24 protein-coding genes are annotated in these 21,102 nt (G+C 65.6%); 15 read left to right on the forward strand and 9 right to left on the reverse strand.

From position 1 onward, the window contains the following. The first annotated feature begins 10 nt into the window (after nucleotides 1-10). The gene (locus L7H23_RS13770) at nucleotides 11-1,723 is read left to right on the forward strand and encodes an ATP-binding protein (RefSeq protein WP_237836437.1); all 1,713 of its coding nucleotides are present in this window, start codon (nucleotides 11-13) and stop codon (nucleotides 1,721-1,723) included. Nucleotides 1,724-1,777: 54 nt separating this feature from the next. Here L7H23_RS13770 and L7H23_RS13775 read toward each other — a convergent pair whose 3' ends face one another. Next, nucleotides 1,778-2,167, reverse strand: coding sequence for a VOC family protein (locus tag L7H23_RS13775; protein WP_237836438.1), 390 nt, complete (start codon nucleotides 2,165-2,167; stop codon nucleotides 1,778-1,780). A 45-nt stretch (nucleotides 2,168-2,212) separates the two neighbouring features. Then, nucleotides 2,213-3,337 carry a cell wall hydrolase gene (locus L7H23_RS13780; protein ID WP_237836439.1) on the reverse strand — a complete coding sequence of 375 codons (1,125 nt, stop codon included), beginning with the start codon at nucleotides 3,335-3,337 and terminating at the stop codon, nucleotides 2,213-2,215. A 201-nt stretch (nucleotides 3,338-3,538) separates the two neighbouring features. Between L7H23_RS13780 and L7H23_RS13785 the strand changes: the two genes are divergently transcribed. Next, the gene (locus L7H23_RS13785) at nucleotides 3,539-4,045 is read left to right on the forward strand and encodes a hypothetical protein (protein WP_237836440.1); all 507 of its coding nucleotides are present in this window, start codon (nucleotides 3,539-3,541) and stop codon (nucleotides 4,043-4,045) included. Between the two features lie 42 nt (nucleotides 4,046-4,087). Next, the gene (locus L7H23_RS13790) at nucleotides 4,088-4,555 is read left to right on the forward strand and encodes a hypothetical protein (protein WP_237836441.1); all 468 of its coding nucleotides are present in this window, start codon (nucleotides 4,088-4,090) and stop codon (nucleotides 4,553-4,555) included. A 3-nt stretch (nucleotides 4,556-4,558) separates the two neighbouring features. Here L7H23_RS13790 and dmeF read toward each other — a convergent pair whose 3' ends face one another. Together dmeF and L7H23_RS13800 are read right to left on the reverse strand one after the other, a co-directional pair. Beyond that, complete coding sequence (dmeF, locus tag L7H23_RS13795) at nucleotides 4,559-5,491, reverse strand: CDF family Co(II)/Ni(II) efflux transporter DmeF (protein WP_237836442.1); 933 nt, start codon at nucleotides 5,489-5,491, stop codon at nucleotides 4,559-4,561. An 8-nt stretch (nucleotides 5,492-5,499) separates the two neighbouring features. After that, entirely contained in the window at nucleotides 5,500-5,775 is a 276-nt protein-coding gene (locus L7H23_RS13800; protein ID WP_237836443.1) for a metal/formaldehyde-sensitive transcriptional repressor, read from the reverse strand. Between the two features lie 179 nt (nucleotides 5,776-5,954). Here L7H23_RS13800 and chrA point away from each other — a divergent pair, with 179 nt between their 5' ends. Then, entirely contained in the window at nucleotides 5,955-7,136 is a 1,182-nt protein-coding gene (gene chrA, locus L7H23_RS13805) for a chromate efflux transporter (protein ID WP_237836444.1), read from the forward strand. On the opposite strand, the gene L7H23_RS13810 is transcribed toward chrA, so the two are convergent. Beyond that, on the reverse strand, nucleotides 7,133-8,068 hold the full coding sequence (locus L7H23_RS13810; protein ID WP_237836445.1) for a homocysteine S-methyltransferase family protein: 936 nt from the start codon (nucleotides 8,066-8,068) through the stop codon (nucleotides 7,133-7,135). The genes chrA and L7H23_RS13810 overlap by 4 nt on opposite strands. A gap of 155 nt (nucleotides 8,069-8,223) precedes the next feature. Between L7H23_RS13810 and rimP the strand changes: the two genes are divergently transcribed. Genes rimP through L7H23_RS13845 form a run of 7 tightly spaced genes read left to right on the forward strand, consistent with a single transcriptional unit; the run spans nucleotide 8,224 to nucleotide 15,372 of the window. Then, nucleotides 8,224-8,769 carry a ribosome maturation protein RimP gene (gene rimP / locus L7H23_RS13815; RefSeq protein ID WP_237836446.1) on the forward strand — a complete coding sequence of 182 codons (546 nt, stop codon included), beginning with the start codon at nucleotides 8,224-8,226 and terminating at the stop codon, nucleotides 8,767-8,769. Then, entirely contained in the window at nucleotides 8,769-10,379 is a 1,611-nt protein-coding gene (gene nusA / locus L7H23_RS13820) for a transcription termination factor NusA (RefSeq protein ID WP_237836447.1), read from the forward strand. Before rimP ends, nusA begins: the two co-directional genes overlap by 1 nt. Next, nucleotides 10,360-11,130: a DUF448 domain-containing protein gene (locus L7H23_RS13825; protein WP_237836448.1), complete on the forward strand. Its 771-nt coding sequence runs from the start codon at nucleotides 10,360-10,362 to the stop codon at nucleotides 11,128-11,130. The genes nusA and L7H23_RS13825 overlap by 20 nt, the downstream gene beginning before the upstream one ends. Nucleotides 11,131-11,147: 17 nt before the next feature. Further along, nucleotides 11,148-13,679, forward strand: a complete 2,532-nt coding sequence (gene infB / locus L7H23_RS13830; protein ID WP_237836449.1) for a translation initiation factor IF-2 — start codon at nucleotides 11,148-11,150, stop codon at nucleotides 13,677-13,679. Nucleotides 13,680-13,715: 36 nt separating this feature from the next. Further along, complete coding sequence (locus L7H23_RS13835; RefSeq protein ID WP_237836450.1) at nucleotides 13,716-14,270, forward strand: DUF1697 domain-containing protein; 555 nt, start codon at nucleotides 13,716-13,718, stop codon at nucleotides 14,268-14,270. Then, on the forward strand, nucleotides 14,267-14,680 hold the full coding sequence (gene rbfA / locus L7H23_RS13840; RefSeq protein WP_237836451.1) for a 30S ribosome-binding factor RbfA: 414 nt from the start codon (nucleotides 14,267-14,269) through the stop codon (nucleotides 14,678-14,680). Before L7H23_RS13835 ends, rbfA begins: the two co-directional genes overlap by 4 nt. Further along, nucleotides 14,677-15,372 carry a hypothetical protein gene (locus tag L7H23_RS13845; protein WP_237836452.1) on the forward strand — a complete coding sequence of 232 codons (696 nt, stop codon included), beginning with the start codon at nucleotides 14,677-14,679 and terminating at the stop codon, nucleotides 15,370-15,372. Before rbfA ends, L7H23_RS13845 begins: the two co-directional genes overlap by 4 nt. 12 nt (nucleotides 15,373-15,384) lie before the next feature. Here L7H23_RS13845 and L7H23_RS13850 read toward each other — a convergent pair whose 3' ends face one another. The 4 genes from L7H23_RS13850 to L7H23_RS13865 form a co-directional block, all read right to left on the reverse strand. Further along, entirely contained in the window at nucleotides 15,385-16,803 is a 1,419-nt protein-coding gene (locus tag L7H23_RS13850) for a wax ester/triacylglycerol synthase family O-acyltransferase (RefSeq protein WP_237836453.1), read from the reverse strand. 65 nt (nucleotides 16,804-16,868) lie between these two features. Beyond that, nucleotides 16,869-17,189 carry a DUF1971 domain-containing protein gene (locus L7H23_RS13855; RefSeq protein ID WP_237836454.1) on the reverse strand — a complete coding sequence of 107 codons (321 nt, stop codon included), beginning with the start codon at nucleotides 17,187-17,189 and terminating at the stop codon, nucleotides 16,869-16,871. Nucleotides 17,190-17,191: 2 nt separating this feature from the next. Beyond that, nucleotides 17,192-17,614 (reverse strand): hypothetical protein, encoded by a 423-nt coding sequence (locus L7H23_RS13860; RefSeq protein ID WP_237836455.1) that lies wholly within the window; start codon nucleotides 17,612-17,614, stop codon nucleotides 17,192-17,194. Continuing rightward, the gene (locus L7H23_RS13865) at nucleotides 17,607-18,083 is read right to left on the reverse strand and encodes a group III truncated hemoglobin (RefSeq protein WP_237836456.1); all 477 of its coding nucleotides are present in this window, start codon (nucleotides 18,081-18,083) and stop codon (nucleotides 17,607-17,609) included. Before L7H23_RS13865 ends, L7H23_RS13860 begins: the two co-directional genes overlap by 8 nt. Before the next feature lie 80 nt (nucleotides 18,084-18,163). Here L7H23_RS13865 and L7H23_RS13870 point away from each other — a divergent pair, with 80 nt between their 5' ends. The 4 genes from L7H23_RS13870 to L7H23_RS13885 are packed head-to-tail and all read left to right on the forward strand — an operon-like array spanning nucleotide 18,164 to nucleotide 21,091. Next, nucleotides 18,164-18,595 carry an Rrf2 family transcriptional regulator gene (locus tag L7H23_RS13870; RefSeq protein ID WP_237836457.1) on the forward strand — a complete coding sequence of 144 codons (432 nt, stop codon included), beginning with the start codon at nucleotides 18,164-18,166 and terminating at the stop codon, nucleotides 18,593-18,595. Between the two features lie 40 nt (nucleotides 18,596-18,635). Further along, nucleotides 18,636-19,238 (forward strand): thymidine kinase, encoded by a 603-nt coding sequence (locus L7H23_RS13875; protein ID WP_237836458.1) that lies wholly within the window; start codon nucleotides 18,636-18,638, stop codon nucleotides 19,236-19,238. 39 nt (nucleotides 19,239-19,277) lie between these two features. Next, nucleotides 19,278-20,555, forward strand: a complete 1,278-nt coding sequence (locus tag L7H23_RS13880) for a M20/M25/M40 family metallo-hydrolase (protein ID WP_237836459.1) — start codon at nucleotides 19,278-19,280, stop codon at nucleotides 20,553-20,555. Next, a complete protein-coding gene (locus L7H23_RS13885; RefSeq protein ID WP_237836460.1) occupies nucleotides 20,555-21,091 on the forward strand; it encodes a GNAT family protein in 537 nt (178 codons plus the stop codon). Before L7H23_RS13880 ends, L7H23_RS13885 begins: the two co-directional genes overlap by 1 nt. Nucleotides 21,092-21,102: the final 11 nt, after the last annotated feature.

The raw sequence follows: 21,102 nt of genomic DNA on the forward strand, positions 1-21,102 counted from the left end.
GGGGCTGAATATGGATATGCAGAGCGGCGGATTTCCCGCCGGAGATTCGACGGCTGTACAGCATGTCCGACTGGCCGGCGGGGGTGCTGCCGCGTCGGTCGTGCCGACGACCACGCATCACCGCGATGATCTGCTGATCGGCGAAGTTATTGATATCTCGGGCTCGGCCTCGCGGATCCTGATCGATGCGGCGGCCGTGGGCCAGCTTTCGACATCGAACGACGCCGCCGTGGCGATGGCGGGGCAGGTCGGCGCGCAGGTCAAGATTCGCGTCGGCAACACCTGGCTGCTCGCCAGCATCCGCGACCAGCAGCTCCACGAGCGCGGCGAGGGTCTGATCGTCGCGACGATCGACTTCCTCGGCGAAGGCGACGAGGAAAAGATCACCGGGCGCATTCACAATTTCCGTCGCGGCGTGACGCGCTATCCGATCCCGGGCAGCCAGTGCTATGCGGCGACGAGCCACGACCTCAAGCAGATCTACGCCGCCGACGAGCGCGCGCACGTCGAGATCGGAACCGTCTATCCGACCAAGGATATTCGCGGTTCGCTCTATGTCGACGCGATGCTCGGCAAGCATTTCGCGCTGCTCGGTTCGACCGGTACGGGTAAATCGACCAGCGCTGCGCTGATCCTTCACAAGATCTGCGAACTTGCGCCGCAGGGCCATATCGTGATGGTCGACCCGCACGGCGAATATTCGGCCGCCTTCAAGGGCACGGGCGCGCTGTTCGACGTTGACAATCTCGCGCTCCCCTATTGGCTGATGAACTTCGAGGAACATTGCGAGGTGTTCGTCACCGCGCAGGGCCGCGAGCGTCAGGCCGACTGCGATATTCTGGCGCGTTGCCTGTTGCAGGCGCGCATGAAGAACCGGCTTGCCGAAGGCATGACCAAGATCACGGTCGACTCGCCGATCCCCTATCTGCTCTCCGACCTCCTCAACATCCTGCAGAACGAGATGGGCAAGCTCGACAAGGCGACCTCGTCGGCACCCTTCATGCGCATCAAGGGCAAGATCGAGGAAATGCGCGCCGACCCGCGCTATAATTTCATGTTCTCGGGAATGCTCGTCGCCGACACGATGGCGGGTTTCCTCGGCAAGATTTTCCGCCTGCCGTCCGACGGCCGGCCGATCTCGATCATCGACGTGTCGGGCGTTCCGTCGGATATCACCGGCGTCGTCGTCGCGGTGCTGGCGCGCCTGACCTTCGACTATGCGATCTGGTCGCGCGGCGAACCGCAGCGCCCGATCCTGCTCGTCTGCGAGGAGGCGCACCGCTACATCCCGGCGAAGGATGTCGGACAGGGTCAGGCGGTCCGCAAGATCCTCGAGCGTATCGCCAAGGAAGGCCGTAAATACGGCGTCTCGCTGGGCCTGATCACCCAGCGTCCGTCGGACCTGGCCGAAGGCGTGCTGTCGCAGTGCGGCACGATCATCTCGATGCGCCTCAACAACGAGCGCGACCAGCATTTCGTGAAGGCGGCGATGCCCGAAGGCGCGCGCGGTTTCATCGACTCGATCCCGGCGCTCCGCAACCGCGAATGCATCGTCTGCGGCGAAGGCGTGTCGATCCCGATCCGCGTCTATCTGGACACGCTCGAAGAGGACAAGCGTCCGGCGTCGAGCGACCCGCTCTTTTCGAAGCTGTGGCGCGAGACGGGCGGCGAGGCCGAAATTCTCGAACGCGTCGTCAAGCGCTGGCGCAGCCAGGGGCGTTAAGCCTCCCTCGGCCAATACAGGACGGCGCCGCTCCCTGGAGCTGGCGCCGTTTTGTCATGCGGAAGCCGGCGGCTCCCACAATTCTATCGGATTGCCCTCGGGGTCGTGAACGCGCGCAAAGCGGCCAACCGCCGGATCGTCCCATTCGGGCTTGGTGATAATCTCGTCGCCGGCCTCGCGGAACGGCGCCAGCACCGCGTCGAGATCGTCGACGCGCAGGTTGAGCATATGCTGCCGGTCGGCGGGGAAATAGTCGGTCTCGGCCTTGAAGGGCGCGAAGACGAGCGGACCTGCTGTGACGTTCCATACCCACTGGTTCGGCGGCACGCTGTCGTCGGCGCTGCACCCGCCGCCGACGCCAAGGCGCGCGCGGTACCAGGCGGCCAGTTTTTCGGGATCCTTCGAACGGAAAAAGAGGCCGCCGATACCCTTTACATGTCCCATTGCATCCTCCCTCGGGGGTGATGGCGAGAGACTAGGCGGCTTCGGTCAGCGAATCCACTCCCCGCTCTTGCTGAACTCTTCCTTGATCTGGCCCGACTGGTTGAGCCGCGGATCGGTGTAGGTCGGGGCAGGGGCGGGAGCTGGCGCCGCCGGTACCGCGACCGGCGCAGACATGGCGCCCGGAAGAGGCGCAGCCGGAACGTCGGGCAGGGGGGCGGCGGGGCCGGCGAGAGCGGGAACAGGACCGGCGCCCGGCGCGATCCCCTGACCCTTCAGGATCGCGAGCTGCTGCGCGACGGGCAGATAGGGCCCGGGAACCGGCTCGCGGCCCAGATAGGGCGCGCGGAACGCGTCGGGCATTCCCCAGCGGCCGCGCCAGCGGTGAAAGATATGCGCGCCGACAATGTTGGTCATCACCAGGCTCTTGCCCCAGCGCGGCCAGATTGCGGTCGTGTGGTAATGCGTCGCCAAACCTACGCCGGGAAAGACGTACCCGTTCAACGCTGCAGAGGCGATGCGGCTGGCCCGCAGCCAGTTCCGCTTTTCGGGAACGCGCGCCATCGCGCCGTCGCACGAGAAGGTGAACTGGCACACGCCCGCGCGCTGCGATCCCTGGAAGACGACGCCGCAGATCGTGTTCGGGAAGCTGGGGTGGCGCGCGCGGTTGATGATCACCTGTGCGACCCCGCGCATGCCGTCGTCGCTTTCCGACGCTGCCTCGTAATAGATGGCGGAGGTCAGACAATAATGCGCGCGTTCGCGATCGAGCGCGGTGAGGCCGCGGAAGACATAGGGCTTGGCCGGCGGGCCGACAAACGCCTCCTGCTGCAATTGCGCGGCGGTCAGAGGGGCGGTCGCGGTGGCATCGGCATAGCCGACGCTGTCGGGACTCGGCAGCGTCGGGTCGATCTTCAGTGCGTCCTCATAGGTATCGGCGTTCATCACCGCCCAGCGCGCCGGATCATAGGTCTTGAAGCTCAGCGGCACCGAGACGCTGTACGGCCCGAAACCGCGCGGGCGATACTGGCCCGTCGAGAGCAGGAGCGCGAGGCACGCGACAACGACCACCGCGACGAGCAAGCCCCAATATTCGCGGCCCGGACCCACCGTCTTCTGCGGTGCCGGATCGCGCCACGTCGAGCGGGCTGCAAGGTTGAGTTCGGGCTTCATGGCGTCGCGTCAAAATCTCCGGGGCCGATTCGCACGGCCGCTCTCACCCTGCCTTATGCCCCGAAACGCCAATAAAATGTTTCGCTGTATCCGGCATGTACCGCAGGGGGACAATGGCAGGCGTGCCCCTTAACCCCCGAAGCGGGTCGAAATGCGGCCGCATTAGGTCTCTGTTGAGGCTGTCGATGGTAAAGGATCGTCATGACCGATACGGGAATGCCGACCTATCGCCGCAGTGCGCGAACCGATTTCCGGATGTGGCTGCTGCTTGCCTTCGGCCTGATTTTCTTCTGGACGGGGTCGATGTTGCGTCCCGACGATAATTGCAGCGAGGACGGCCGTGAATGCGCGCCGTGGCTGGTGCCGCTGGCACAAGGCTTCGGCGCGCTCGTGGGCCTCGCCGCGCTTGCGAACATGCTCGCCAATCCGCGGCGCGGCAGCTTCATCGATCCGCAGACCGGCGAACTCGTCTGGTGGCAGGGGCGGATCGGCAAGGCGGGCGGCGACGAGGGGCGCATCCATCCTTCGAACATCGGCAAATTGCGCATCGTCCGCCGCGACGAGCAGGATGACGAGGTCCATCTGTACGACCGCGAGGGCAATCGCCTCTTCTGGTTCGATCAGGAGGTGATCCCTTGGCCCTATGAGCGCTGGGCGGAGAAACTGCGGGCGCTGGCGCCGCATATCGTGGTTGAGATCGAAGGCTGACTGCCGGTACCAGATACACCTGAAGCGAAATGAGGTGTGTCGATGAAGAAGAAGCTGATCGCGCTGTTTCCGGTCCTCGTCTGGTCCGCATCGGCTGCGCCAGCGTTCACCGCCGGCGCGGCCGACGGCCTCGCCGAAACCTGTCCGCCGTCCGCGGCGTGGGGACCAGCGGCGCCCGCCGGCCTCTACGAGCCGATCAACTATCTCTACAGGAAAAGCGACGGCTTGCGCTGGAACGGCAGCCCGGTCGACGAAGCGGCCGTGCGGACCTATATCGAAACGATCCGGACTTTCGCGGAGCAGCCGATTATCCTGATCGACGATCGCGAGCTGGATTGCGCGACCGCGCAACGTTTGCGCGCCTATGTCGATACCCGCCTGCCGTGTACGCCCGCGCTTTGCCGTTTCGGCCGCTTCGATGCGCTGCCGCCCGACCGGCCGGCAACTCCGGCGCCGCCACCGCCTGCGAAAGAATTGCCGATGGTCCCGCAGGCGCCGTCAGATCGCTGAGAGCTAGCGAATCTCGACGGTCAGATGCTCGATCTCGTGCACCGGCCTTAGCCGTTCGCAGATCGCCGCGCGGGCGACGCCGGTGGCGCTGACGATCGCCGCATGCGCGCCCGGACCGACGCGCCACACGTGGAGGTCGCAGATTCTGGCGTCGCCCGGTCCTTCGACCCGCGCGCGAATTTCGGCCTCCAGCTTCGCATCGCTCGCGTCGAGCAGCACCGCGCCGGTGTCCCTCATCAGCGACCATGACCAGACCGCGATGACGATTGCGCCAACGACCCCCATCGCGGGGTCGAGCCACACCCAGCCGAGATAACGTCCGCCGAGCAACGCCGCGATCGCGAGCACCGAGGTCAAGGCATCGGCGACGACGTGGAGATAGGCCGAGCGGAGGTTGTTGTCCTTTTCGTGGCCGTGATCATGGGAGTGGCTGTGATCGTGCGCATGACCGTGATGATGGTCGTGGCCATGATCGTGTCCGTGCCCGAGCAACAGCGCACTGACGATGTTCACACCGAGGCCGATGACGGCGATGATCGTCGCTTCGCCGAACTCGACCGGGCTCGGGTCGACAAGGCGCATCGCCGATTCCCATGCGATGCCGATCGCGACGATCCCGAGCACGAGCGCCGACGCGAAGCCCGCGAGGTCGCCGACCTTGCCCGTACCGAAGGTGTAGCGGCCGCTTTCCGCGTGGCGCTTCGCATAGCGATAGGCGAGGGCGGCAATGCCTAGCGCGCCCGCGTGCGTCGCCATGTGAAAACCATCGGCGAGCAGCGCCATCGAATTGAAGGCGATCCCGGCGGCGATCTCGCCCACCATCATGAGCGCGGTCAGCAGCACGACCCACAGCGTGCGCCGCGCATTCGCGTCGTGCCGCTTGCCCAGATAGACATGGCTATGCGTCAGCGCGTCGATTTCGCCGTCGAGCGACATTCTTCCCCCTATTTCGCGTAGCGGCGGATTGCCGCAAGCAATTCGTCGCCGCCTTGCGCGCGGTCGGCGTCGGACAGGTCGGGCGCAACAACATGCGATTGCAGATGCTCGGCGACGAGTTCGTCCATCAATCCCGCCACCGCGCCGCGCACGCCTGCCACCTGATGCAGGATCGCCGCGCAGCCGGCTTCGCCGGCGATCGCCCGCTCGATCGCCGCGATCTGCCCCGCAATGCGGCGGGTGCGCGCGAGGAGCTGGTCCTTGTTGGCGTGCGTGTGCGACATAGGGTACCCCCCTATCCTATATTTGAAGAAGGGGCAAGGCCGCTGAAAGGCAAACTATCTTTCATCGCGGGACGGCCATGCTATCCATTGCGCCACGGGCAACGCGGACGCCCGTCCAGACGGCGCGCCGTCCAAGTTCCGCTCCATGAGCCGCGTTCGCGGCAAGGAGCGTGCTTGCAATGACGACCGAATCCTATTCGCCACCGCGACTTTCCCTTGTTCAACTGTTCCTGCGTTTTTTGCGCTTCGGCTTTCTCGCCTTCGGCGGGCCGGTGGCGCAGATCGCGATGGTGAAGCAGGCGCTGGTCGAGGAGGAGCGCTGGATTTCGCCCGCGCGCTTCAACCGGTTGCTCGCGGTGATGCAGATCCTGCCGGGGCCGGAGGCGCACGAGCTCTGTGTCCACCTCGGCATGGTCGCGCGGGGACGGATCGGCGGGCTGCTCGCCGGGCTGGGCTTCATGCTGCCGGGCTTCGTGCTGATGCTCGGCGCGGCATGGCTCTACAAGGACTGGATTGCCGGCAACCCGGCGATGGCGCCGGTCTTCCTCGGCGTCCAGATTGCAGTACTCGCGATTATCCTGCGCGCGGTGCAGCGGATCGGCACGCATATCCTGGAGGACAAGCTGCTCTGGGCGCTGGCTGCTGTATCGCTCGGCGCGACACTGGCGGGCGTGCCATTCTGGATTCCGCTGATCGCGGCGGCGCTGATCTATAGCTTTGCTGCCCGGCCCATCGTTGCGGCTGCGGTGTTCGCGGCGGCGATCGCGCTGACCTTTGTGGTCTCTGGTGAGGGGGCGGGGGTCAAGGCCAGTGTCGCCGCAAGCGAAGCGGGCGTCATCGCGCTGTTCATCGCCGGGCTGAAGGGCGGGCTGCTGACCTTCGGGGGCGCCTACACTGCGATCCCCTATGTGCGCACCGACACCGTCGGGCGCGGTTGGCTGTCCGACGCGAGCTTTCTCGACGGCGTTGCGTTCGCGGGAATGCTGCCCGCGCCGCTTGTCATCTTCGCGACCTTCGCGGGCTATGTCGCGGGTGGTTTGCCCGGTGCGCTGGCGATCACCGCGGGGATGTTCCTGCCCGCCTTCGCCTTTTCGATGATCTTCTTCGAGCGATTGGAGGCGGTGGTCGAAAATCCCGCGCTGCATCGCGCTCTCGCGGGGGTTGCGGCGGCGGTCGTCGGCGTGATCGCGGCGACGCTGCTGCAACTCGGCTGGGTAACTGCGTTGCGAGTGGCCAATCCCGTCGCTGCGATCATCATCTTTGCCGGCGCGGCGGCGGCGGTGTTCCGGCTCAAAGGCAAATGGGTCGCGCCGCTGCTCGTCGTCGCGGCCGGCCTCGCGGGGTGGCTGCTCAATCCCTAGGCTTGCTTCAGGTTGCGTGCGATCTGGTCGAGATGCGGCGCCCAGGTGCCGCAGCAGCCGCCGAAGATGTCGAGGTGCGGGTGTCGCTGCGCCAGCGCCCCCATGCGCTGGCCAAGGTCGACCGGATCGCCGTCCTCGATATGGCCGAGCTGGCAGAGATCGATCTTGTCCTTGGCGCTGGCGTTCGGCCGCAGGCTGCGAATCCGCTTGATCCAGTCGCCGGGTTCCAGCGCCGGCTCGAATTCGAGCGGGTGCGAACAGTTGATGCCGTAAAAGTCGGGACGCGCGTCGCCGGCCTCGGCATCGACCGATTCGATCGCCTCCTTCAGGCTCGGCCCCGATTGCAGGCGATGGTTGCTGTCGAGCGTGAACGATATCTGGAGCGGAAGGCCGATCCGCGCCGCGGCGCGCGCGACGCCAACCGCTTCGGGGACGTTGTTGAAAGTCGCGGCCCAGACGAAATCGACCGCATTGCGCTTGTGCACGTCGAGCTGAAAGCTGTGATATTCCTCGGCTTCGTCGGCGGTGATCGTCCGGTTGAGCGAATAGGCGTCGCCGCGCGGGCCGACCTGACCGCCGATCAATATCTCGCTGACCTGTCCTTCATAAGGCCGCGCGACCTCGCGCAGGAAGGCGATCGCCTGCGTAAGGGCGTCAGCAAGCCCTTCGCGTGAATAGCCGAGCTTTTCTGCCCAGTCGGGACTGCCGCGATAGTCGAGGCCGCTGATCATCGCGGCGCAGCCATGTTCGGCCGCGACGTCGAGCACGCGGCTGTACATCGCCTTCAGATCGGCCATCGCGTCGGGCTTGTCGAGGAGCGGATACATGGCGAATTCGGGCAGGTCGTGCCCGTGCCGATACTGGATTTCGGTTTCCTGGCCTCCTTCGGTCAGATAGAAGATGCCTTCTCGCTGCGGTGCAAATCCGGCCATCGCAATCGCCTCCCCACTTCGCACTTGCCGACTCTCGTGTGGCAGCCTATATGCGCCTCACTCCTAGACATGGCTAGCCAGATGGGACGTCGGGGCCGCGGGCCGCGGCGGCTATTCCCGCATGGGTTTCCGGTCTTGCGACAAGGAACGGATAATTGGTCGATCTCGACGCCCTCAATGCGATCATCGCGCCCGAAGCCGAGGCGATGGGCCTTGCGCTCGTGCGCGTCGCTTTCTTCGGTGGTGAGAGCGACCCCACGCTGCAGGTTATGGCCGAGCGGCCCGACACGCGCCAGCTGACGATCGACGATTGCGCCGATCTGTCGCGCCGCATTTCGGACCGGCTCGACGCGCTCGAGGAAGCGGGCAAGGACCCGATCGACGCCGCTTACCGGCTCGAGGTCTCGTCGCCCGGTATCGACCGGCCGCTGACGCGCCGCGCCGACTTCGCCGACTGGGCGGGGCATGAGGCGAAGATTGCGCTCAAGGAGAAGCGCGATGGGCGCCAACGCTTCAACGGCGAACTCGTCGGCATTGACGGCGATACCGTCACGATTTCGGACAAGGAAGGTGTGGAGCACAAGCTGCCGTTCGACGCGATCGACACGGCGAAGCTGGTCCTCACCGATAAATTGATTGCCGCAACCGTCCCGCTCTCGATCGAGGGCGCCGACGAAATGGAAGAAGAAGGACAGGACTGATGGCCACTGCCATTTCCGCCAACAAGGCCGAACTCCTCGCGATTGCCAACAGCGTCGCCAGCGAGAAGATGATCGACAAGGGCATCGTTATCGAGGCCATCGAGGAAGCGATCCAGCGCGCCGCGCGCGCGCGCTACGGCGCCGAGAACGACATCCGCGCCAAGCTCGATGCGCAGACCGGCGACCTTCGCCTGTGGCGCGTCGTCGAGGTCGTCGAACAGGTCGAGGATTATTTCAAGCAGGTCGATCTGGCCGCCGGCCAGAAGCTGCAGAAGGATGCCAAGATCGGCGACTTCATCGTCGACCCGCTGCCCGCGGTCGACCTTGGCCGCATCGACGCGCAGTCGGCAAAGCAGGTGATCTTCCAGAAGGTCCGCGAAGCCGATCGCGAGCGCCAGTTCGAGGAATTCAAGGACCGTGCGGGCGAGATCATCACCGGCGTCGTGAAGTCGGTCGAATTCGGTCACATCGTCGTCAACCTCGGCCGCGCCGAAGGCGTGATCCGCCGCGACCAGCAGATCCCGCGCGAACTGATGCGCGTCGGCGATCGCGTCCGCGCGCTGATCCTGTCGGTGCGCCGCGAGAACCGCGGCCCGCAGATTTTCCTCAGCCGCGCGCACCCCGACTTCATGAAGAAGCTGTTCGCGCAGGAAGTGCCCGAAATCTATGACGGCATCATCGAGATCAAGGCCGCAGCCCGCGATCCGGGCTCGCGCGCGAAGATCGGCGTGATCAGCTATGACGGCTCGATCGACCCTGTCGGCGCCTGCGTCGGCATGAAGGGCAGCCGCGTCCAGGCGGTCGTCCAGGAAATGCAGGGCGAAAAGATCGACATCATCCCCTGGTCCGAAGACACGGCGACCTTTGTCGTCAACGCGCTCCAGCCGGCGACGGTGCAGCGCGTCGTCATCGACGAGGATGACAGCCGCATCGAGGTCGTCGTTCCCGACGATCAGCTCAGCCTCGCCATCGGCCGCCGCGGCCAGAATGTCCGTCTCGCCAGCCAGCTGACCGGCAGCCAGATCGACATCATGACCGAGGCCGACGCGAGCGAGAAGCGCCAGCGCGAATTCGTCGAACGCTCGACGATGTTCCAGGAAGAGCTGGACGTCGACGAGACGCTCGCACAGCTGCTCGTCGCCGAAGGCTTTGGCGAGCTCGAGGAAGTCGCCTATGTCGGCATCGACGAACTCGCGAGCATCGAGGGTTTCGACGACGAACTGGCGCAGGAACTGCAGAGCCGCGCAACCGAGGCGCTCGAACGCCGCGAGGAAGCCTCGCGTCAGGAACGCCGCGAGCTTGGCGTCGACGACGATCTGGCCGACATCCCGCACCTGACCGAAGCGATGCTCGTCGTGCTCGGCAAGGCCGGCATCAAGACGCTCGACGATCTGGCCGATCTCGCGACCGACGAGCTGATCGCCAAGAAGCGGCAGGACAACCGCCGCGGCCCGGCGCGCAGCGAGCGTGCCGAGGACAAGGGCGGCGTGCTTGGCGAATATGGCCTGAGCGAAGAGCAGGGCAACGAGATCATCATGGCGGCGCGTGCGCACTGGTTTGCGGACGAGCCTGAAGCCGGGGAGGCCGCCGATGCGGACCCCGCGCAATGATCAGCTAAGCCAAACCGACCGCGCGGGTAAGCGCGGAAGCCACGTGCCCGAGCGGCGCTGTGTGGTGACCGGCGAGGTTGCGCCGGCCGAACGGCTCGTGCGCCTTGCGCTCGGGCCGGACGGCGGAATCGCGCCCGACGTTCTCGGCAAGGCGCCGGGGCGCGGCGCGTGGATCGGCGTCGACCGCGCGACGCTCGAAGCCGCGCAGGCGAAGGGCAAGCTCAAGGGCGGGCTCGCGCGGGCGCTGCACGAAGGCAGCTTCACGATCCCCGACGATCTCGGCGAGCGGATCGAGGCGCAGCTGAAGCGCGCGACGCTCGACCGGCTCGGGCTCGAATCGCGGTCGGGCACGCTGATCAGCGGCAACGACAAGATCGAGCAGGCGGCGCGGCGCGGACAGGTCCGCCTGCTGTTGCACGCAAGCGACGCGGGCGAGGATGGTCGCAAGAAGCTCGCGCAGGCGTGGCGCGTAGGCGAAGACGACGAAGGCTCGGGCCGTGAAGGGATGATCTTGCCGGTGGACCGGCAATCCCTATCTATGGCATTGGGGCGTGAAAATGCGGTACATCTGGCTGTCACCGACGCCCGTGCCGCAGACCGGGTGCTGGCGCATCTTGGCCGCTGGCAGTTTTTCACCGGATGGAGTAGGGACGCGGCCAACCGCGTTTCCGACACAGGTTCCCGCATGGCGGGTAATGGGACGGCGTCCACGGATTCCGATACGGTTTCCGACGCTTCGGGCGCGTATTGAAGGAAAATAGAGTTTAGATGAGCGACGAACAGGACAAGCCGACCCTTACCCGCAAGCCGCTGGGGCTGAAGCGGACGGTCGAGGCCGGCCAGGTGCAGCAGCAATTCAGCCACGGCCGCCGGAACACGGTGGTGGTCGAGGTGAAGCGCCGCCGCGTACTTGGCCGCCCGGGCGAAGCCGCCCCCGCGACCGAGGTCGAGGAAGTTGTCGCTCCGGCGCCGGCTCCCGCGCCTGCGCCCGCACCGGTTGCGGAGAAGCCCGCGGCGCCGAAGCCCGCCGCCGACAGCCTGATGTCGCGGCAGGAACGCCAGGCCCAGCTGCTGCGCGAGGCCGAAGAGGCGCGCATGAATGCGCTCGAGGAAGGTCGCCGCCGCGACGAGGCCGCGCGCGCCCGCGCCGCCGAGGAAGAAAAGGCGCGTGCCGCCGAGGCACGCCAAGCGAAGGCTCCGGAGGCCGCCCCGGCTCCTGTTGCGGCGCCCGAAGCCGAAGCGCCCGCAGTGGAGGCGTCTGCGCCGAAGGAAGCCGGCGAGGCCGCGCCGCGCGCGACGACCAGCGCCGCCCCCGCGCCGCGCCGCTTCACGCCGGTCGAGGCGCCGAAGCGTCCCGAGCCGAAGCGCCCCGAGCCGAAGGCGACCCGCGGCGCCGATAACCGCCGCCAGTCGGGCAAGCTGACCGTCACGCGTGCGCTCAACGACGACGAGGGCGCGCGTGCGCGCAGCCTCGCCGCGCTGAAGCGCGCCCGCGAAAAGGAAAAGCGTTCGCACATGGTGTCGAGCGGCCCGCGCGAGAAGCAGGTTCGCGAAGTCGTTGTGCCCGACAGCATCACGGTGCAGGAACTCGCCAACCGCATGGCCGAAAAGGGCGCCGACCTGGTGAAGGCGCTGTTCAAGATGGGCATGCCCGTCACCGTCAACCAGACGATCGACCAGGACACCGCCGAACTGCTCGTCACCGAATTCGGGCACGAGATCAAGCGCGTGAGCGAGGCCGACGTCGACATCCGCCACGACGAGGACGTCGACGATGCGGCGCATATGAAGCCGCGCGCGCCGGTCGTCACGATCATGGGCCATGTCGACCACGGCAAGACCAGCCTGCTCGACGCGCTGCGCGGTGCGAATGTGCAGGCGGGCGAAGCCGGCGGCATCACCCAGCATATCGGCGCCTATCAGGTGAAGACCCCCGACGGCTCGCTCGTCACCTTCCTCGATACGCCGGGCCACGAAGCCTTCACCGAGATGCGCCAGCGCGGGGCGAACGTCACCGACATCGTGATCCTGGTGGTCGCGGCCGACGACGGCCTGAAGCCGCAGTCGATCGAGGCGATCAACCATGCGAAGGCGGCCGGCGTGCCGATCATCGTTGCGATCAACAAGGTCGACAAGGAAGGCGCCAATCCGCAGCGCGTCCGCGAACGCCTGCTTGAGCATGAGCTGGTGGTCGAGGAAATGGGCGGCGACGTGCAGAATGTCGAAGTGTCGGCGCTGAAGAAGACCGGTCTCGACAAGCTGCTCGACGCGATCGCGCTGCAGGCCGAGATCATGGAGCTGAAAGCCAACCCCGATCGCGCCGCCGAAGGCACGGTGGTCGAGGCGAAGCTCGACAAGGGCCGCGGTCCCGTTGCGACGATCCTCGTCCGCCGCGGGACGCTGCGCGTCGGCGACATCTTCGTCTGCGGCGCCGAAAGCGGCCGCGTCCGTGCACTGGTCGACGATCAGGGCAAGCAGATCAAGGAAGCCGGTCCGTCGATGCCGGTCGAGGTCCTCGGCCTCGGCGGCGTGCCGATGGCGGGCGACACGCTGACCGTCGTCGAGAATGAGGCACGCGCCCGCGAGGTCGCCGCCTATCGCCAGAGCGAAGCGCTCAAGAAGCGGACGGCGCAGGCGCCGGTCAGCCTCGAAGGCATGTTCTCGGCGCTCGCCGACAAGGCGAAGGTCATCGAATATCCGGTGGTCATCAAGGGCGACGTGCAGGGTTCGGTCGAAGCGATCGTCAATGCGCTCAACCGCCTGTCGACCGACGAGATCCGCGTCCGCGTGCTCCAGTCGGGGGCCGGCGCGATCACCGAAAGCGACGTGACGCTGGCGGCCGCTTCGGGCGCACCGATCATCGGCTTCAACGTCCGTCCGAACGCCAAGGCGCGCGAGATCGCGAACCGCGAAAAAGTGCGCTTCATGTACTATGACGTCATCTATCACCTGACCGCCGAAGTCGCGAAGGAGATGGCGGGCGAGCTGGGTCCGGAGCGGATCGAAAACGTCGTCGGCCGCGCCGAGGTCAAGGAAGTCTTCCCGGCCGGCAAGCGCGACAAGGCGGCGGGTCTGCTGGTGCTCGAAGGCGTCATCCGCAAGGGACTCCACGCGCGCCTCACGCGCGAGGACGTCATCGTTTCGGCGACGACGATCGCCTCGCTCCGCCGCTTCAAGGACGACGTCGCCGAAGTGCGCGCGGGTCTGGAGTGCGGTGTCGTGCTGGCGGACACCAACGACATCAAGGCGGGCGACCACCTCGAAGTCTTCGAAGTCGAGCTGCGCGAACGGACGCTCTAACAGGCGTCCGCTCCGCGCGGATCAGGAGGTGCCGGCATGGCTCGCTATGTGGCGTTGTTCGGCAGCATCAATGTCGGCGGCAACCGGCTGACGATGGCCGACCTGCGCGGGGCGTTCGAGGCCGAGGGCTTCGGCAATGTCGAAACCGTGGTGGCGAGCGGCAATGTGCTGTTCGACCACGCGGCGCGGCCGACGCGCGGGCTGGAAGAAAAGCTGACGCTGATGGTCGAGGATCGCTTCGACATGGTCAGCGCCGCGCTTGTGCGGAGCCGTGACGAACTGGCCGCGGCGATCGCCGACAATCCCTTTGCGGGTACGAACGAGGACCGGATCGTCCACACGATGTTCCTCGACGGGCAGCCGACGGCGGAGCAGTTCGATGCGCTGGCGACCGATCACCGGGTCCGCCCGAACGAGCGCCTCGCGCTTGGCGACCGTGCGCTCTATATCGATTTCGGCGACGGCGCGGCCGACAGCAAGCTGCACCCGCGGCTGATCGAACGGCGGCTGGGGCACAAGGGAACGGCGCGCAACATGCGCTCGATCGCGCGGATCATCGCGAAACTGGATGAAGAGACGAAGGCGTCATGAAGCAGGACAGGGACCGGAAACAGGATGCAGGCCCGTCGGTGCGCGTGCTGCGCGTCGGCGAGCAGGTGCGGCATCTGCTGTCGGAAATTCTCGCGCGCGGCGACGTGCACGACGATGTTCTCGCGACGCATCCGGTCAGCATCACCGAAGTCCGCATGTCGCCCGACCTGCGCCACGCGACGGTCTTCGTCAAACCCCTGCTCGGCAAGGACGAGGAAGCGGTGATCAAGGCGCTGCGCACCAACACCGCCTATCTGCAGAAGAGCGTCGCCGCGAAGATCCGGATGAAATATGCCGCGAAGCTGAAATTCCTGCCCGACGAAAGCTTTGACGAAGCAAGCCACATAGAAAAATTGCTGCGCGATCCGAAGGTGGCGCGCGATCTGGAGAGCGGTGGCCAGAGCGAATGAAGCAAATGGTGCCGCTCGTGGTGGCCACGTTGGTGGCAATCGCTGTGGCGCTGTCTTCGCCCTTCCTGACCCCGCAGTTCGTCCGTCCTTCTTCCGAGGAAGCCTTGGGCATAATCGAAGCTGTCGGCGACTACGAGTTTCAGTCGATTGCGGCAGAGTATGGCACTGCCCCCGGGCCGTTGATGCCGGAAGCGGAGAAGACTGGGAAAGTAAGAGTTCTGGATGCTGCGCCGTGCGGTGAAATAGCTGAGCCGATTAAATGCCATCCGATCGAAATCGAGCAGAGGAGCGAGATCGGCCGGATGCTTCTCGCATCTTGGCAAGATGCCTCAAAGCTTATCGCTGATCGCAGCAAGAAAGCGGGCCAGTTGACGGAGAGCTTTGAAGAGAGTGCGTCACCCGCCTCCGAATATCTTCTCGGGCTTCAGATTTCGGCCTCGCGAAGGCAAGACCGCCAGATCGTGCCATCGGGGCTCACGGATGCCCTTGTTCGGCAGCATGTAAAATTGCGTGCCGATACGCGGCCGGGTGATGTTCGAACCTACCTTGCTCCCTGGGTCGTCGGAGATACAGCATTTGTCGAAGTCGGCTTGCACTGTGGCGATATGTGCGGAATGGGTACAGGGTACGCACTTCGCAAGATAAATGGAAAATGGCGGGTCATAGCTGTTCAGAGCCGCTGGATCGCCTGAGCTGGGGAATGCCTACTTCCCCTTGATCCCCGCCGCTTCCTCCAGTTCGACCAGTGCGTCTTCCAGATAGTCGATCAGGCGCTGCACGTGCGGCACGCTGCGGCGGCAGGCTGTGATGCCGAAATCGATATTTTTGTTGTTGCTGACCTGCGTGATGTTCATCGCCATGCCGTCGACCGGGATGCTCGCAGGATACATGCCGTCGAGTCGCGCGCCGTTCCAGTAGAGCTGCTCGCGCGGGCCGGGGACGTTCGAGATGGTGACGCTGTACGCCGGGAACTTGTCGGCGGTGCGCGTCAGTGCGGTCAGCATCTGCGGCATCTGGGTGATCGCGGTGTAGATCTGGATCTGCTGCGCGGTCATTTCGCGAAGCTGTGCCTTCGCTGCGTTCATCGAGGCCTGGATCGTCGCCATGCGCGTCGCGGGGTCGTCGATATGCGTCGCGAGGTTCGCGGTCACCGCGGCGACCGAATTGCCGGAGTCGATATCGTCCTTCGCACGGATCGATACCGGCGCCATGGCTTTGAGCGGCTTGTCGGGCAGCTCGTTCAGCGACTGCAGATATTTCCGCATCGCGCCCGAGCACATCGCGAGCACCGCATCGTTGATCGTCCCGTCATAGGCCTTGCCCATCGCGCGCACGCGTTCGAGCGACCAGCTTTGCGCGACGAAGCGCCGCGCGCCGGTGATGTTGCGGTTGAAGCTGGTGCGCGGTAGCCCCGCCCACGGCGTCGCAAGGTCGCTGCCGCCGAGCCCGAACATCGCCGCGGCATATTGGTTCAGCGCCTTGGTCACCCCGACGCTGTTGCCCCATTGATCCTTCAGGAAGCTGCCGATAGCCTTGAGGTCGGTGAGGCTGGGGGTCGGCGTCTTCTTCGGCGCCGGGAACTTGCGCTTATAGGCTTCATAGGCCTCGACCGACATCGGCGAATAGCTGCGCTTCTCCTTGGGGTCGGCGCTCAGCATCGCGTTGGTGAAATGCATCGACGCCGCGCCGTCCATCAGCGCGTGGTGGATCTTGAAATAGGTCGCGATCTGCCGGTCGGGCAGGCCCGAGATCAAGGTGATCTCCCACATCGGCCGCGTCCGGTCGAGCAGCGTACCGTGGAGGCGCGAGACCAGCTCGAACATTTCGCGATAGCGCCCGGGCTTCGGGAGCGCGGCGCTGCGGACATGATAGTGCATGTCGATGTCGCGGTCGGGCTCGAGCCGGATCGGGCCGTACTGGCCGAGCGGGGTGAGCTTCAGGACTTCGGAGAAGGGACGGCGCAGCCCCTGCGACTGGCGGAGGTTCGCAAGCTGTTCGTTCAGCCATTCGGTCTCGTCGACCTTGTCGGGCAGCGTATAGAGGTTGATCCCGCCGACATGCATCGGCATCTCGCGCGTTTCCCCCACCAGGAACATCGCATCGCTGATCGGCATCAGCCGCATGGTCGCTCTCCCCACTGTTATGTTGCGACTTTATGCTGCGCAGCATGGCAGGGGGCGCGGACGAGTCAAGCGGGGGCGATTTCCGGAATGGCACAGAAAGCGAGCGCGATCGTGACCGGGCCCTCGCGTTCGAGATGATGCGGGACGACCGGCGGAATCAGCAGGGTGTCGCCGGCCGAGAGGCGGCGCGCGCCGCCCTTTGCGTCGTCCCAGCGGAACAGGATCGATCCGGCCTCGACGGCCAGCAGGCCCCAGACGCCCGCCTTCAGCGCATGGCGGCTCCATAAGCCCTTGGGAATGGCGTCAGTATCGAAGGGGCCGAGGTGCCGATAGGGCCGCGCTTCGGCGGGAAGCGGCGGCCCGCGATCGGCGATCGGTCCGGCCACGATCAGAAGCCTGCGCTCGCGCGGATGACGAGGAAGGTAACGCCGAGGAAGGCGAAGCCCGCCGGCACGGCCAGGATCTGCGCCGCGACCGTATGGCGGTCCATCGGCCCGGTCCAGGTTTGCAGCACGCCGTCGCTGCGATCGAGCGGCGAGGCATGTTCCTCGCCCTTCTGCGCGTGCAGGATTCCGGCGGTGACGAAGTACATCAACGTATAGAGCAACGAGACGACGAGCATGAATATCGTCGCGGTGTCGCGCCCCGTCGCGGCGGCGATGCCGACGAAGAAGATGCCATAAAGCGCGAACATCGTCCGCCAGATCGCGCGCGGCAACTGAAAGCCTGCCTGCATGCCATGGACCTCATAGGGGTCGTTCGGCAGGTGGATGGCGGCTTTGTCATGGTCGGATGTCAGATGCTCAAACATGGGGAAGCTCCACTTTGCTGGACAAGGCTTCATCCCGGTCGCGATGGACCCGGATTCCGGTGAGGAGGCTGTCGGCGATCATGCGTGCCTTGGCCCCGATATGGTTTCGTGCCTCCGGCGTCGGCGCGACCTCGCGCAACGTGCCGTAGAAGAGCGTGAGCCAGCGCTCGAAGTGCGCCTGTCCGAGCGCCGGGATCGCGAGATGTTTCATCATCGGATTGCCGGTGAAACTGCCCGTGCCGAGAAGGATCGACTGCCAGAAGCGGTTCATCTGCCCCAGGTGCAGGGGCCAGTCGTCGACCCGCGCTCCGAAGATCGGTCCGAGGTCGGCGTCGGTGCGGACGGCGGCATAGAAGCGGTCGACGAGCGCCGCGATAAAGTCCGCATCGATGCCCATCGCCTGCGCTTCGGCCTGACGGTCCGCGCGCGCAGCGATCGCATGGGGATGGGTGGGGGCGGCGTGTTTCATCGTTCCGACTCGATAATTGGTATCTGAAATACCTTTTATTCGCGATTGAGTGTAAAATCAATATCTGATATGCGCATTTTATGCGGTTAAGCCTTCACAGCGATTATGCCCTGCGCATCCTGATGGCGCTCGGCGCCACCGGCGAGCAGATGTCGGTCGACGAGATCGCGGGCCATTATGGCGTCTCGCGCAACCATCTCGCAAAGGTCGCGCAGCGACTGCAGGGGCTTGGCTATGTCGCGACCCAGCGCGGACGCGGCGGCGGGATGCGGCTGGCGCGGCAGACCGGCGAGATCAACGTCGGGGCGGTCGTTCGCCAGTTCGAGAATCTCGATACGTTCGTCGAATGCATGGACGCCGCGACCTCGACCTGTCCGGTGCGCGGCGCGTGCGGATTGCAGGGGGTGCTTGGCGGCGCGCTCGGCGCGTTCGTCCGCTATCTCGACGACTATACGCTCGCCGACTTGCTGCCGCAGCCCGGCCGGTTCCGCGCCCTGCTCGGGGCCGTCTGATTCCCGTTGCGCGCCGCTGCCAAGGCGGTATCGCAGCGGCATGGCCAAGCTCTATTTCTATTATGCCAGCATGAATGCCGGCAAATCGACGACGCTGCTGCAGGCGGACTTCAACTATCGCGAGCGCGGCATGGAAACGATGCTGTGGACCGCGGCGCTCGACGATCGTTACGGCGTCGGACAGGTGACGAGCCGGATCGGGCTGATGGCGGAGGCGCACAAGTTCGATCCCGAGAGCAATTTGTTCGAGGCGGTGAGCGAGGAGAGCCGCCAGCGCCCGCTCGCCTGCGTGCTGATCGACGAGGCGCAATTCCTGTCGCGCGAACAGGTGCTGCAGGTCGCGCGGCTCGCCGACGAAGCCGGCATACCGGTGCTCTGTTACGGCCTGCGCACCGATTTCTCCGCCGAGTTGTTTCCGGGCTCGGCGGCCTTGCTCGGCATCGCCGATGCGCTCGTCGAGCTGAAGGCCGTGTGCGAATGCGGGCGCAAGGCAACGATGAACCTGCGCGTGGACGAGCGGGGCCGTGCGGTGGTGCAGGGCGCCCAGACCGAGATCGGCGGCAACGACCGCTATGTCGCGATGTGCCGCCGTCATTTCATGGAAAAGCGGCGCGAGGCTGCCGCGGCGCTGACGTCGGCCTGATCCAGCGCCGCTATCTCCGGCTTTTTCGAAAGGACTATCATGCACAAGATCGTGTCGCTGAGCCTTGCCTCCGCGTTGCTCGCCGTCTCCCCTGTCCAGGCGGCCCCGGCGTCGAAGCCCGAGGCGGTGCTCAAGACCAGGGCCTATCGGGCGGCGACGAAGATCCTCGACCGCGATCACGACCGGATGGTCGACGAGATCATCCGGCTGACCGAAATTCCCGCGCCGCCGTTCAAGGAAGCTGCGCGCGCGGCCGCCTATCGCGACATGCTGAAGGACGCGGGGCTGGAGGACGTCGAAATCGACGAAGAGGGTAATGTGACGGGCGTCTATCGCGGTACCGGCCCCGCGGGCGGTCCGGCGGTGATGATCGCCGCGCACCTCGATACCGTCTTTCCCGAAGGCACGCCGGTGAAGGTCCGCCGCGAAGGCACGCGCCTTCATGCCCCCGGTATCGGCGACGATACGCGCAGCCTTGCGGTGCTGCTCGCCTATGCGCGCGCGATGAAGGAGAGCGGCGTCAAGGTGAAGCAGGACATCATCTTCGTCGGCAATGTCGGCGAGGAAGGCCCCGGCGACCTTCGCGGCGTTCGCTACCTTCTGACCAAGGGCAAATACAAGGACAGGGTGAAGGCCTTTTTCTCGATGGACGGGCTCGATCCCTCGCGCATCGTCACCGGCGGGGTCGGGTCGAAGCGCTATCGCATCACCTACAGGGGGCCGGGCGGCCACAGCTTCAGCGCGTTCGGCCTCGTGAATCCGATGGCGGCGATGAGCCAGACGGTCGTCGATTTCTACAAGATACAAGTCCCCGCGAAGCCCAAGACCACTTACGCGGCCAGCGTCACGGGCGGCGGCACGTCGGTCAATTCGATCCCGAACGAGACCTTCATGGAGTTCGACATGCGCTCCGAAAGTCCTGCCGAACTCGCCAAGCTCGAACAGGCGTTTCTTGGCGTGGTCAAAAAGAGCGTCGAGGGCGAAAACGCCGCGCGGTCGGTGAGGGAAGGGCCGATCACCGCCGAAATCAAGATGATCGGCGACCGCCCTGCGGGCGAGACCGCGGCGACGCAGCCGATCGTGCAGAATGCCAATGCGATCATCCGCGCGAACGGGCTCAATCCCGTATCCTCCTTTTCATCGACCGATTCCAACCTGCCGATGAGCCTCGGCATTCCGGCGGTGACGATCGGGTCGGGCGGCGAGGGCGGGCGGGCGCATGCGCTCGATGAATGGATCGACGTCGAAAAGACCAAGAGTCTCGGCGGTGCCAAGGTCGGTCTGGGCATCTTGCTCGCGACCGCCGGCGTCCAGTGATGCAAGGCGACCTCTACGTCGATCTCGCCGACGGCGATCTTCGCCTCGTCAGGCTGATCGAGGCGCATCGCGAGGCACTGCGGCCGGTCTGCGCGGCCGATGCCGATATCTGGACCATCTACTCGTCAAGCTTCGACCCGGCACATTTCGACGCGAGCTTCGATGCGCTGATCGGCGGCGGCGGGCGCATGCCCTATGCCGTCATCGCGGGCGACCGGCTTGTCGGCATGACCGCCTGGCTGCGTCCCGACTGGTCGGCGCAGACGGTCGAGATCGGCAACAGCTATATCCATCCCGATATGCGAGGGACGGGGCTCAACCGCCGGGTGAAAAAGCTGATGATCGAGCATGGCTTTGCCGTCGGCATCCGCCGCATCGAATTCCGCATCGACGAGCGCAACAAAAGGTCGCAGGCGGCGGTGACGAAGCTGGGGTGCGTCAAGGAAGGCGTGCTGCGATCCGAGCGCATCACCTGGACGGGCTATCTGCGCGACACCGGACTCTGGTCGCTGCTCGCCGGCGATTGGCTGGGCTGATCGCGCTCATA

The sequence above is a fragment of the Sphingopyxis sp. BSN-002 genome, from assembly GCF_022024275.1.
Classification (GTDB): domain Bacteria; phylum Pseudomonadota; class Alphaproteobacteria; order Sphingomonadales; family Sphingomonadaceae; genus Sphingopyxis.